This is a genomic window from Legionella sp., from assembly GCF_965140895.1.
Classification (GTDB): domain Bacteria; phylum Pseudomonadota; class Gammaproteobacteria; order Legionellales; family Legionellaceae; genus Legionella.
The window spans coordinates 1-12265 of the sequence record NZ_CBCSKT010000036.1 but is presented as its reverse complement, the minus strand read 5'-3'; the positions used below and the strand labels follow the sequence as shown (position 1 = coordinate 12265).

Genomic DNA, 12265 nt, shown 5'->3' with positions numbered 1-12265 from the left:
AACCTCTCGAGAACCCGAACTTTAAATATCGATCACTACGTATAATAATTATACGATATGTGTGGGATAAATAACAATACCCTAGCCCAGCTCGATAGAAAAAGAGATTCGCTTAAATGAGGGTTACTGCAGCTTCAATTGGCATTGCTGTAAAAAATAATGTACGGAAGAATCATTGGGATTTGTTATGAGTATTTGCTCGAAAAAATTTGCCGCATTGCTATATTGCTTTTCCTCATAGTATTTTAAAGCACTAGCAAACACAGAGGCAGCATCTTCCTTCAGCTTTATTTCTGCAAAGCTATTGTGATTAAATATTTCATAAATGGCTATGGGTAAGCTCTTCCCCTTAACCGAAGTTAGCCCCAATGAGCGCAAATGATAGTTCTGATGGAACTTAAGTTGTTGGTAAGTTTGACCACTAATTAGTAACTCAATATTAAAATCGCGAGTTAAAGACTCAACGCGTGAAGCAATATTGACCGCATCACTAATCACACTGCAATCCATACGTGCTTCAAAACCAACAGTTCCCACAATTAATGGCCCGGTATTAAGCCCTATTCCCACATTTACTGGAGGCAGGTTATGACTAGCTCGCTCGGTATTAAAGATATTTAATGCATTCAACATATCCAATGCGGCGAATACGGCATCATCCGCATCATCAAATAAAGCCATAATGGCATCGCCAATATATTTATCAATAAAACCTGAATGCTTAACAATAACCGGGTCCATATAACTCATTAAGGTATTGACCAGATTAAAAATTTCAACTGAGGTTAACTGTTCAGAAAGCATCGTAAACGATTTAATATCCATAAATAAAACGGTCATGACCTTTTCCACACAATCCCCGACCCTTATGTCTGCGATATTTTTTCGATTGAGCATTTTCAAGAAATTCTGAGGGACGAAACGAGCCACAGCAGTTGCATTTTGTTGAATTTCCATGAGTTTACTAATGAGCTCATCATTAAGTGCATGCACTTTTTTCTCAGCAACCTGAAGCTCTTGAAAATAAAAACTAGTTCGCACCATATAACGAACACGATAACCAATTAAGTCTGAATTCAAAGGCTTCGTGGTGAAATCCGTAGCTCCCACCTCAAATGCTTTGTTAATAGATTCATAATCTTCTAAACCAGTAACCATCATAATTGGTGTGTACTGATACTCGGCTAATTTGCGAATTTGAGCACAGACTTCAAAACCATTTAACCCAGGCATTTCCACATCTAAGAGAATCGCATCGGGTTTTGTTGTATTTAGGATGGATAAGGCCTGTTCCCCATTTTCCGCCTGCACAATTGTGAACCCTGCTTTAGTTAATGCATTACTGGTAAGCAGACGCATCGTAGCGCTATCATCCACAATTAAGACCAACACATTTTCTTTGTCCATCACGTCACGCAGCCTTAGATACAAATCGTAGTTAAATAACTTGCGATGCTGTCTAATTCAATGACCCGATCAACAGCATCTATTGACTGAGCAACAGCCCCCATTCCAAAAACTACTGCACTTCCAGAGTCCTGAATTAAAGTATGACCATGTGCTTGTTTTAATGCCAATAAACCTTCAGCACCATCATCACTCATGCCAGTTAAAAGCACTCCTATCGCTTTCTTACCTGAAACTTTAGCCACTGATTGCAATAACGCTGTAATTGAGGGGCAAAAACTATCACTAGAATCCCCCTCAACAAGCTTACTGACCAATTGGTCATGCTCACGCCTGATTTGTAAATGCTTTTGATCTGGTGCTATATAGACAGTCCCCTTTTCTAATAATTCACCGTTTGTTGAGACTTTCACTTTAATGCTTACATTTTGTTCTAGCCATTGAACAAAGCCATCGATAAATCCATTACTCATATGCTGAACAACGACAATTGGTAAGGGAAAATCAGGAGTTAGACGAGATAAAATAGTTTTTATTGCCATAGGCCCCCCCACTGAGGCACCCATAGCAATTAGTTCGTAATGCCCTGCTTGGGCGTTATGTTCATGCTTAGTTATATTTCTTGTTTCTTCAAAAGGCCCTTTCAATGGTTTTTTAGTAACGCGAATTTCTGAAAGGCTGCGTAATGTATCAATGATATAAGCACTTCGGTCTTTAAACGAAGGAGAAAAAATATTAACGGGCTTTGCCAAAGCGGTTAACGCCCCGGCCTCCAGGATGTGGAAGGTAGCATTAAGCGATTCATCACTTACCGTGGAACTAATCACAACAATAGGAGTTGGATGCTGTGCCATAATGATACGCGTTGCCTCAAGCCCATCGAGGACCGGCATTTGAATATCCATGGTAATCAGATCAGGCTTTAATTTGGCAGTTAATTCTATTGCCTCTTTTCCATTTTTGGCAACGCCAACCACAATCATATCGTGTGTCGACTCAATAAGGTGCTGAATCAAGGCAACTTCCGTCGGTGAGTCATCGACAATTAGAACGCTTATCATAGGCAATAGTTCACTTATATTTGTAATACACTTCATCCCGAACCCTCGTCATCCCGAGGAGTTACCTCGCTTGGTTCTACTAGTCGTACCGAATTCTGGATGGCCTGCCTAGTGTTAAATCAATGCTTTTTTAATAAGTTCAGCAGAATTTAAGACAAAATTAATTTGGTTGCTGCCGGATAAAGTAGCACCGGTAACACAAGGTATATTGGTTAAAGGTTCTTGAAGTGGCTTCAAGACAATTTCGCGTTCCCCAATAATTTCATCAACAAGTAACGCTATGCGCTCCTGTTCCTTATGGATCACAACCACAGACAAATGCTCTTTTTCATGTATTTTTTCATTAAGATGCAATACCTTAGACAATGAGCATAGCAAAATCGGTTGTTGATTGACAAGCACCGTTGGGCTTCCTTCAACCTCAATAATATCTTGTCGTTTTAACAAAAATACGCTGTCCACCGCCCGAGTAATAAGAACAAATAATTGATCACTACAGGAAATAATCAATCCACGCTCAGTGACCAAAGTAATCGGTACTTGTAAAAGAAAATGAGTCCCGTTGCCTAATTGAGTTGTCACACTGACTTGACCTTTTAATTGCACTAAATTAGAACGAACCACATCCAGGCCCACCCCTCGCCCCGAAATATCTGTGGCAATGTCACGCGTAGAAAAACCGGGTCGAAAAATTAAATCAAGAGCGGCCTCCGAACTCATCCCCTCAAGCTCAGCTGGGGTAATGATATTTTTTTTCAAGGCAGATTGAATGATCACTTCGGGATTAATCCCTGCACCGTCATCTGAGATTTCAAAAATAATTTGGTGATCTTCCTGGCGCACTTCAATGAGAATATTTCCCTGTGCGGATTTACCAGCAGCTTGGCGCATCTCAGGCAGTTCAATCCCATGATCAATGGCATTACGTAACAAATGCACTATTGGATCTTTTAAACCATCAAGAATCATTTTATCAATTTTGACATCATTGTTGATAATGTCGAAATTCACTTGTTTTTTTAATCCATACGCTAAATCACGCACCACACGCGGTAAGTAACGCAATTGTGCGTCAACCGGAATCAAGCGAATTCGACGGACCTCATCCTGTAGAGAACTGAGTAAGGTGGATAATTCATTAATCGGCATGCGCAGCGAACGTTGCATCGTATGCATGGAATTATTGATTTCAGTTAATTCAGTGACTGGTGTAGAAAATAAGGCATTAAAACGCTCGTCTTCATTATTAAACAGGTTTTTAACATTCGCTAAATTCTTTTTCCAAGCGTGCACAAAATAATCCATTTTGTAGTTTATTTTAATTAAATCAGAGTAATACTCTTCAATAATAATCTTAATTGCCTGAAGTTCTTCCATATCAGCAGAGATACGATCCAGATTTTGTAGTGAGACACGAATTGATTCAAACTCACCGGCTCCAAAGCGTGTCTCTAATGCTTTTGTCTTCTCTACATGCACTTCCTTCGATGTCTCAACAACTGCTTGCTGCAATTCAGCCTGAGGGTGTTCTGTATAGTATTTAAGTTGCTTCAAATGGCCTTGCAGATCAATAGTTGAAGGTATCTCTTCACTGTAACAGCGCATCGCTTCATTCATGAAATCAATAGACTGTAAGCAAAGATTGATAATTGCCGGGGATATTTCAAGATTTTGTTGCTGGATCTCTGCAAATAAAGTTTCTATCTGATGAGCAATTTCCCCCACATCAATTGCCCCAACGCCACGAGCGGAACCTTTAATGTTATGTGCTGCTCGAAAAATCACCTTGAATAAATGCTGAAGGTCATCTCCATGGCTCTCCCTTTTTTCAAGCTGTAATAAACCGTCTGTAATCGTCATTAAATTTTCTTGAAGCTCGCTTTTAAAGGTTTCAACGATTTTCTTTAAAAACTCTCGCTCCGAAGGGCTTTCAGGCATGATGGATTTAGAAAAAGCAGATTCTGCTGATGCAGGCTTCTCAGCTACGTCTTCCTCTCCATCGGGAATACGTGCTTGTCGCCGAAGTTGATGTATTAACTCACGCAGCGTAATCGACGATTGTCTTTTTGCAATAAAATCTTGCAAAGAGTCCCGCATCCCCTCCACTGCATTGTAGGTTAAGCTCACTCGTTCTGGCGAAATCTGCTCTGTTGGCATAAAAAGCTTTTCAATACATTGAGCAATAGAACCCAAGTCATTAATGCCTACAGAAAGTGCGGAGACTTTAATATTACGTCCTGAACGCGAAATTTCTGCTGCAATTTGGTGTAGTTCTGCCTCAGGCGTCTCTTTTTGAATTTTTTGCAAATTATCAATAATTGCTGAAATCAATGACTCGAGTTCGGTACTAAAGGTTTCTATCAGTTGTTTTAGTAATGAATCGTCTGGAGTCATAATAGTTCCTAAACTTTATAGATATTTACGTCATCTTTAAGGTGTTTGGCGATTTCATTTAGCTTGTGAATGAAATTCATCCTCTCCGTTAAGCCACCAGAAAAAGTCGAGGTCGTTCGATTAATCTCCTTCATGCTTTCAACAATCTGCTCAATCCCAACCGCCTCCTGGCGTATAGCCACTTCAATATGTTGGCTTGAAATGGATGCATCATTAATCATCTGACTTAAAGTTTGGATAACGTCCCCTGCTTTTTCAATTAACTGCATGCCGGATCCTAAAGATTTAGCACCTTCTTCAGTTACCTCAACTGCTTTTTCAGTAGTCCGACGAATATCCTCAAGAATTTTTTGCACCTGTGCAGTTGATTGTTCAGATTGCTCGGCCAGATTTCTTACCTCTGTTGCCACTGCCGCAAAGCCCCTTCCAGCCTCTCCAGCTTTTGATGCTTCAATTGCCGCATTTAAAGCCAACATTTTAGATTGTTGAGCAAGTGTATTGACCACTGCCGTAATCTCACCAATTTGTTGGGTATGCGTACTTAAATCAAGAATCGTTTGGGCAATTAACTGCATTTTTTCTTCAGAAGCTTTAATCCCCTCAATACTTTGAGCAACTGACTCACTACCCCACTTTCCTTGTTCATAGGTATTTTTTGCCACTTCACGCAAAGTTTGAGCTTTATTCATGGTTTGTTTAGAGCTTTTATCAATTTCCTCTAAAGAAGCAGAGATTTCATTAATTGCAGATGCTTGCGAATTAATACTTTCAGTTTGTTCATTTGCTGAGGTAAGAACCTTATCCGCCATGGCAACAATATCACTACTTACCTGGGTGATTTTTTTGGTAATTGATGCCAAGCCGTCAGTCATTAAATCTAAATCGTTCCCTAACTCATATAATACATCGTCTCTATCTACACTTAACCGTTCTCTAAGGTCACCCGCGGCTACTTTGCTACTGTATTCACTAAATTTTTTCGATGTCTTCACTAATTGCTCAAACAATTGTCGCGACTCTTCCTCCTGCTCACGGAGCTTTTCTTCATTTTCCTTAATGGCCTGTTGCATGGTTTTAATCGAAAGTAACATACGGCCAAGTCTGTCCAAGACAGGAATCTCAATTTCTATATCACGCTCACCCGCAGCAATCCTCTGAGCAATCTCAATCACCCGGTCAATTGGACTCGCTAAATAACCCAGCGTGCCAACCGGAACAATAATAGTTAAAACAACTCCTAAAATTAATAACCCGTATGCTGAGCGAGTCAAGGAAAGTAAATTACGATTAATGTGCGAGGTATTTTTATCAATTTGAGTTACTAAGCTATTGGTTAATCCGCCCACACGCCTACCTATATCTTCAGCGAAAACCCCATCAATTATATCAATCATTTGATTTTCAATAGGTCGAGTTGTCTCGATGTGTTTTTTTAAGGTGTCAACAATATCTAAACTTCTTGGCGCATTAATTACTGCCGACTGAGCTTGATATAAAGGTTCATATAAGTCTCTGACTTTTCTCCATTCATCTAATATCTCCTCATTCCCCAAACGAGTAAGCCCCTCATTCCAACGTTGTTTTATTTCATTTATTTCAGTCCAAACGTGTTCGAAATGAACTCTATATTTTGGATCCCCAGTTACAATCCAATCAATAACTAAATTTTGTGATTGAAAAACTCCCGTATCCAAAACTTGAGATAAGTTCTCCTCATAAATTTCTTTGCTGTAAAACACCACCGCATTAACTTTGGGTATTAACAGCATGATTAATAGCAGTAAGGGTAAACTCAGTGTTAAAAACCCGATAATTAAACGGGCACGGAGTGAAATAAAAAAGCCTGATTTATTTACTTCCATGGCCATCTCCTATCCTATATATGCCTTCTTTAATTGCTTGGTATAAACCGGGTATCAACACATCGATATTAAGAATTGCTGTCACTGATTGATGCAATCCTAAGATGTAATCAGGATTTGCGACTTTTGCTGAAGACAATGGCATACTTAGTTGATTGGGTTGATACATTAGGCTCCCCTCAATGGAATAAGCGAGTATCCCGAGCGTCATGTCATTGACGCTCACAATAATAATAAATTTTCCTGCCACTCCAGAATATTCGGGGTGAAAAAATTTCATCAAATCAACAACCGTAATTAATGAACCGCGCCAGTTAATTACACCAACAACGAAATTCGGAATGCATGGAGGTTTTGAAACAGTGACGTGATGTAGGATTTCATAAACATGCTGGTAGGAAATCCCATAATGTTCCTTGGGACTCAGCTGAAAACGTACGTAATCAATACCACGTACATCTATTGCGCTCACTTCTGGCTTGGCAAGTAATTCTGCACGTGCTTTCAAAATACGCAACGCATCAGTACCTTGAGGCATAAGTTCAGAAGCATGTTTTTGTTGTTTAGTCGCCACTGCCAAAATCCTTTTTATTGATTATCGTCGCTCAAAGTAAAATAAATTGCGCCATCATGATGAAACACAAGATTAGTATCGGCTATGATAATTGGATCTGACGCCCCTAATAAAAGATAAGCTCTCTCCGCCAGACACTGGCTTAATTTTGTCATGATTTTAACAACCAAATCATTCTCAAAATAAATTAGCACATTACGACATAATATTAAATCGACCTGATAAGTGCCATTAATAATAGAAGGATAACTATTATCACTTAAATTCAGATACTTAAAACGTACCATGTCGCGAACCTTAGAAGAAAGAACGTAAGTACGTTTTTCTTTGGTAAAATAGGTTTGCAAATACTCATCAGGAATAGAACGCATTGACCATTGCCCATAAATGCCAGTCATTGCCTTTTCGAGTGCCGTCAGATTAATATCTGTACCCAGTAATTGCAAATCCCAGCGCTCAATATTAGGAATTAACTTCAAAAGAAGCATAGCAATGGTATATAGTTCCTCACCTGACGAGCACCCCGCACTCCAAATTTTTAAGGTACGAGTATCTTTTTTCTGTTGTATAAGATTCGGTAAAAGTTCTTTTTCTAATAATCGCATTTGCGATTTATCACGGAAAAAATAACTTTCCCCAACGGTAATTGCTGCAACTAAGTCCGCTAATAATGAAGAGCTACTTGAGCAATGTTTTAACTTATCCAGATATTCAGCAGGCTGGAAATTAAACGTGACGCAAGTCTCCATAATAATCTTCGTTAACTCTCTTGCTTGATTAATATGAGTCACTAAACCAAATCGTTCATGGATTAACTTGATAAACTCAGGCTCAAGAACTTTTATACTATCTGGCAAGTTAGTCATGATCTGCAGAAGCCTGGTCCATTTCTTCCATTAATTTCAATGCAAAGAGCGATGCAACATCCATCAGCAATGAAACACCTTTATTAATCGTTACTGCGCCGTAAAATAGTGAATGACTGCGAATAAATTCTTCATGTATTTCAATTTTATTTTTATCAATCTCACCAAGCCCTATAATTCTATCAACAATAAGACCAAGACGATGTGCTCCATCAGAACACAGAAGAATAGGTATGCTCAAAGGATAAGGCTCATCACGAGTTAATCCGGCACAAATTCGCAAATCAACAACGGGAATACATTTTCCATGTAAATTCATCAATCCTACAAGATAAATCGGGCTTCCAGGGATGGTTTCCAACAGAGGTAAAGGAAATATTTTTTCTACATACTGTAAATCCAAACAGCATCGGATGTCTTGTAATAGAAAGTGCAAAACTTTAATACAACTCATTTCCTTACCAGCCATTTTGCACCACATAAATTAAATTTCTTATCATTATAGTTATAAGCTGAATCGGATAGGCATACAAGATAATTTTTAAGTACGTACCGGTCCTAAAATCGTAATCAATAAATGGCGCTTATGCGGCTGATATCGATGTTCATAAAGATAAATCCCTTGCCATGTGCCTAATGCTAATTTTCCATCCTGCAGGGGGATGGTAAGGCTGGTTTGGGTCAGAACGGTACGCACATGTGCTGGCATATCATCCTTGCCTTCAATTACATGCTTGAACAGAGGGTCGCCATCAGGAACCAAACGCACTAAAAAATTTTCCAAGTCCATGCGAACCTGTTGATCATAGTTTTCACAAATAATTAATGAAGCACTGGTATGCTGAAGAAATAACTGACATAAGCCTTGCTCAATCGCTGTATTCGCTACAACAGCGTCAACTTCAGCCGTGACATCGATAGTTCCTCGACCCGAAGTATTCAGGTAAATAGAATGTTGTTCAATATTCATTAATTTGCCTCGCTAACCAAGAGTAACTCCAGAGAAGTATTCATTCTATTCAAATCCCGGATAAAGTGTTCATTGATCTGATAAAGCAAAGAGTCATTAGGTAGCTTTTGGATGTAACCCAGATCTTCCAATTGATTTAAAAGAGGGGTAATTTCTTCAGATAAATCATAACGTAAGCGAGGAGCAGAAGAATTCATAATTGCCATTTTGTCTACGACAAAGAACTCTCTAATCTGTGCATTAACCGGCTCATTAATATCTTTTTTAAATTGCTCCATAAAATGAGCGTGAGCCTGAAACAACTCATTTAATGCCATTTGTTTCTCATTTTTCTTTATCGAGCTTGTAGCGCCACCACCTAAAAATAATTGCACACAATATTGGCCTATAGCACCAATCATGCACCCCATAACTAGTCCGGCTGAAAAAGAAGAAGCCATGATTACTGTTTTCCTTGGAACGTTAACTTACACTATAATAATTTAAAACAGGTGCCGATTAAATAAGTGAGGATACCAAATGAGTATCGAACGATTTATAAAGGCCCAGCAAGGACAAGACTTTTTCCCTACCTACACAGAGGCATATAAAGAAATTGCCCTGGGTCGTAAAACCAGCCATTGGATATGGTACATCTTTCCCCAGCTGCAATCATTAGGGCATAGTTCAACAGCGAGGCACTTTGGCATTACAAATTTACAAGAAGCCTGTGATTATTTACAAAATACCACACTTTTTGAACACTATAATGAAATTCTGCATTTGGTTTTAAAACAATTACAAACAATACCACTTAGAACCTTAATGGGAGGAAGCATTGATACTTATAAATTAGTTTCTAGTGTCACGCTTTTTCGAAAAGCCGCATCATTACTTAGTAACGAGAGCGAAATGAGACAGGCTTATCATGAATTAATTCGCTGTTGCGATTTAATTTTGCGTAAAACAGCAGATCAAGGCTACCCACCCTGCCAACATACTTTGGAATTTACCTAGATATAGATTTGTGGGCTAGGCCCATGGTCTAACCCACAAGACAGAAGAGAAAAAGCTACGTTCCTTTCGCCAATTGAATAAACTGTTGCACGTCACAAACTGTGCCGCCACAACCAGGAATACTGACTGGTTTACCGTTATAAGTCACTTTAACCGTATGAGAACCGGAATCACCTTCATAAAGAGAAAAATTAAGATTAGATGCATACGGTGGTGGCTGCTCTAATGGTGCACCTAAAAAGCTTAATGAACTGGCAATAGTCGTATCATGAGCCGATAATAAAACATATTTCAGCTTGGATTTATTTTGACTGCCCTTACTAAGATAATTAGCAACATTCGTCATTATCTTAGTACTATAAACACGAGCAACCTGCTGAGGCCTTTCTTGTGCCATAAATGCCCAGCTACACGCATTAATAATCTCATTAACATCGTGCGAACTTAATCCCTCGGGCATTGGTGCATGATGTATTTGATGAATGTATAAGGTGTCGCCAAGTAATCCCAAATCCTGCAATTTATTAATTTGCATTCCTGTTAAAGAATTCCATCGCGCATATTTATCTTTCAATTCATTATTTTTTTGTTGCCACTCTTTGGTAGGATAAACATACTGTTGCATTAGCTTCTCTCGCACCCGAGGGCTGACAGGTTGTACAATTACATCATCGTATTTGTAGGGTGCACTAAAGACCGGTATAGGTTGAAACGAATAGGGTAAGGCGGGCATAGCGGATTCTGAAGTATTAGGCCCCGTTCCTGGAGGATACAATCCCATCAGTAAGGATTGAGCACTCATAAGCGTCCGCTCATAATCTGTTGAGCGAACATACATAGTTCCTGCTTCATAGTGTTCTGGTAATAGATGTGTCTGCTCCACATATTTTTTACGGAACTCCATACCCATATTATGTTCTTGTTGCATCCCTTCTGCGGTTAGCTGCCCTAAACCTGCTGCCCACTCATAATTTAAGCCAGGAATAGATACTATTGGTGTTCTATCCCCATGGCGAATAATATCCACGGCAAAAATAAGTGTCTCTGCAAATAGCAATGAGGGAACACTGAGTAGTAGTGCGAATGTCAGGCAACGTTTATAACCCATTTTAACTCCTTAATTTCAATCGTGAATAAAGCAAAACGGATCATACCACAAAAAAATCATGCAAAAACAAACAACTTGATTCATTTATAATCATAATGAGCAATTAAACCCAATTGCAGCATTCTTCTCTATCTACTCCCCTGCCTGGCGACATTGATTATGGGCCGTCTCCGAACAAGCAGTAGCGCAATTGATAGTTTTAGTTTTTTGACACTGCTCCATACAACGAGAAACAGTTTTTTTAACGCATAGCTCTTGTGCCTCCAGTTGCGATGCATTAGCTGTAAACGCTAAGAAAAAAAATGAAATCAATGTAATTAGCTTATACCCTTTCATTAGTTAACCCCTTCCTTGACCAAACTTACTATAAATCTAGCATATTTCTCTTATTCAACCCGCGCAAATGGAATAAAATTCACACAACCCTTTCGCTAATCAGAGCGATTTCATCAACATAAAGATGAGATCGCCCTGAAAAAAAGCTTTGCACAGGACAATTTTTTAAATGAGCAAAATAAATAAGAGATAACTCGCTGATTTCAATATGATTTCATATAATCCACCTCGACTAAAAAGAGGGTTGTATGGATAAAATCAACGAGTTAAAGAGAATATTAAGTGAAAATCTACCTTGGAACAAAGCCAGATTGGATTGTTTTGTGCGCATGTTACTTGCTTTATTTACTGTTCGCACGGTTAATTTAAGTGAACTAGCGGTAGCGTTTCCTTCTAAAGCTGAGAAAAATTCTCGTTATAAAAGGCTTCAGCGTTTTTTTGCACTCTTTAAAATGGACTACACGCTTATTGCACGGATTATCTTTCGGTTATTTTTTTCGGATACTCAAAAAGTATACCTTACTATAGAAGCGAGGAGGTTCCATTTTTTTGGCTGTCTCGTGTGCCCGAGCGGCTGGAGCGCGTTGGGCAATGGGTATCGCTATACGCCACTAAAGGATGCGGGGTATGGTGGGGTAGCCCAACGGTGGATGATGGTTCATTCAGAGCACGCCAGTGCACGCGAACTAAA

12 protein-coding genes and 1 pseudogene are annotated in these 12265 nt (G+C 39.1%); 2 read left to right on the top strand and 11 right to left on the bottom strand.

What is annotated here, in order from left to right; translation table 11 throughout:
• Positions 1 to 123 precede the first annotated feature (123 nt).
• From ACQY7T_RS04435 to ACQY7T_RS04395, 9 genes are all read right to left on the bottom strand, one after another.
• Complete coding sequence (locus ACQY7T_RS04435) at positions 124 to 1407, bottom strand: response regulator (protein ID WP_428411711.1); 1284 nt, start codon at positions 1405 to 1407, stop codon at positions 124 to 126.
• A 14-nt stretch (positions 1408 to 1421) separates the two neighbouring features.
• A complete protein-coding gene (cheB, locus tag ACQY7T_RS04430; protein WP_428411502.1) occupies positions 1422 to 2468 on the bottom strand; it encodes a chemotaxis-specific protein-glutamate methyltransferase CheB in 1047 nt (348 codons plus the stop codon).
• 114 nt (positions 2469 to 2582) lie between these two features.
• Complete coding sequence (locus tag ACQY7T_RS04425) at positions 2583 to 4862, bottom strand: chemotaxis protein CheA (RefSeq protein WP_428411501.1); 2280 nt, start codon at positions 4860 to 4862, stop codon at positions 2583 to 2585.
• A gap of 8 nt (positions 4863 to 4870) precedes the next feature.
• A complete protein-coding gene (locus ACQY7T_RS04420) occupies positions 4871 to 6730 on the bottom strand; it encodes a methyl-accepting chemotaxis protein (RefSeq protein WP_428411500.1) in 1860 nt (619 codons plus the stop codon).
• A complete protein-coding gene (locus ACQY7T_RS04415; protein WP_428411499.1) occupies positions 6711 to 7298 on the bottom strand; it encodes a chemotaxis protein CheW in 588 nt (195 codons plus the stop codon). The genes ACQY7T_RS04420 and ACQY7T_RS04415 overlap by 20 nt, the downstream gene beginning before the upstream one ends.
• Positions 7299 to 7312: 14 nt before the next feature.
• Positions 7313 to 8164, bottom strand: coding sequence for a CheR family methyltransferase (locus tag ACQY7T_RS04410; RefSeq protein ID WP_428411498.1), 852 nt, complete (start codon positions 8162 to 8164; stop codon positions 7313 to 7315).
• Complete coding sequence (locus ACQY7T_RS04405; RefSeq protein ID WP_428411497.1) at positions 8157 to 8633, bottom strand: chemotaxis protein CheW; 477 nt, start codon at positions 8631 to 8633, stop codon at positions 8157 to 8159. The genes ACQY7T_RS04410 and ACQY7T_RS04405 overlap by 8 nt, the downstream gene beginning before the upstream one ends.
• 72 nt (positions 8634 to 8705) lie before the next feature.
• On the bottom strand, positions 8706 to 9134 hold the full coding sequence (locus ACQY7T_RS04400) for a secondary thiamine-phosphate synthase enzyme YjbQ (RefSeq protein WP_428411496.1): 429 nt from the start codon (positions 9132 to 9134) through the stop codon (positions 8706 to 8708).
• A complete protein-coding gene (locus ACQY7T_RS04395) occupies positions 9134 to 9574 on the bottom strand; it encodes a hypothetical protein (protein ID WP_428411495.1) in 441 nt (146 codons plus the stop codon). The genes ACQY7T_RS04400 and ACQY7T_RS04395 overlap by 1 nt, the downstream gene beginning before the upstream one ends.
• 79 nt (positions 9575 to 9653) lie before the next feature.
• Here ACQY7T_RS04395 and ACQY7T_RS04390 point away from each other — a divergent pair, with 79 nt between their 5' ends.
• The gene (locus ACQY7T_RS04390) at positions 9654 to 10130 is read left to right on the top strand and encodes a DUF1810 family protein (RefSeq protein WP_428411494.1); all 477 of its coding nucleotides are present in this window, start codon (positions 9654 to 9656) and stop codon (positions 10128 to 10130) included.
• Between the two features lie 55 nt (positions 10131 to 10185).
• Here ACQY7T_RS04390 and ACQY7T_RS04385 read toward each other — a convergent pair whose 3' ends face one another.
• Together ACQY7T_RS04385 and ACQY7T_RS04380 are read right to left on the bottom strand one after the other, a co-directional pair.
• Positions 10186 to 11238, bottom strand: a complete 1053-nt coding sequence (locus tag ACQY7T_RS04385) for a histidine phosphatase family protein (RefSeq protein WP_428411493.1) — start codon at positions 11236 to 11238, stop codon at positions 10186 to 10188.
• 132 nt (positions 11239 to 11370) lie between these two features.
• The gene (locus ACQY7T_RS04380; RefSeq protein WP_428411492.1) at positions 11371 to 11574 is read right to left on the bottom strand and encodes a hypothetical protein; all 204 of its coding nucleotides are present in this window, start codon (positions 11572 to 11574) and stop codon (positions 11371 to 11373) included.
• Between the two features lie 248 nt (positions 11575 to 11822).
• Between ACQY7T_RS04380 and ACQY7T_RS04375 the strand changes: the two are divergent.
• Positions 11823 to 12265, top strand: a pseudogene (locus tag ACQY7T_RS04375) (hypothetical protein); the annotation flags it as partial.

What these genes read in the sequence shown, in the direction of transcription:
- ACQY7T_RS04435 (WP_428411711.1), bottom strand. Translation starts at nt 1,407, where the DNA reads ATGGACAAAGAAAATGTGTTGGTCTTAATTGTGGATGATAGCGCTACG.
- cheB (WP_428411502.1), bottom strand. Translation starts at nt 2,468, where the DNA reads ATGATAAGCGTTCTAATTGTCGATGACTCACCGACGGAAGTTGCCTTG.
- ACQY7T_RS04425 (WP_428411501.1), bottom strand. Translation starts at nt 4,862, where the DNA reads ATGACTCCAGACGATTCATTACTAAAACAACTGATAGAAACCTTTAGT.
- ACQY7T_RS04420 (WP_428411500.1), bottom strand. Translation starts at nt 6,730, where the DNA reads ATGGCCATGGAAGTAAATAAATCAGGCTTTTTTATTTCACTCCGTGCC.
- ACQY7T_RS04410 (WP_428411498.1), bottom strand. Translation starts at nt 8,164, where the DNA reads ATGACTAACTTGCCAGATAGTATAAAAGTTCTTGAGCCTGAGTTTATC.
- ACQY7T_RS04405 (WP_428411497.1), bottom strand. Translation starts at nt 8,633, where the DNA reads ATGGCTGGTAAGGAAATGAGTTGTATTAAAGTTTTGCACTTTCTATTA.
- ACQY7T_RS04400 (WP_428411496.1), bottom strand. Translation starts at nt 9,134, where the DNA reads ATGAATATTGAACAACATTCTATTTACCTGAATACTTCGGGTCGAGGA.
- ACQY7T_RS04395 (WP_428411495.1), bottom strand. Translation starts at nt 9,574, where the DNA reads ATGGCTTCTTCTTTTTCAGCCGGACTAGTTATGGGGTGCATGATTGGT.
- ACQY7T_RS04390 (WP_428411494.1), top strand. Translation starts at nt 9,654, where the DNA reads ATGAGTATCGAACGATTTATAAAGGCCCAGCAAGGACAAGACTTTTTC.
- ACQY7T_RS04385 (WP_428411493.1), bottom strand. Translation starts at nt 11,238, where the DNA reads ATGGGTTATAAACGTTGCCTGACATTCGCACTACTACTCAGTGTTCCC.
- ACQY7T_RS04380 (WP_428411492.1), bottom strand. Translation starts at nt 11,574, where the DNA reads ATGAAAGGGTATAAGCTAATTACATTGATTTCATTTTTTTTCTTAGCG.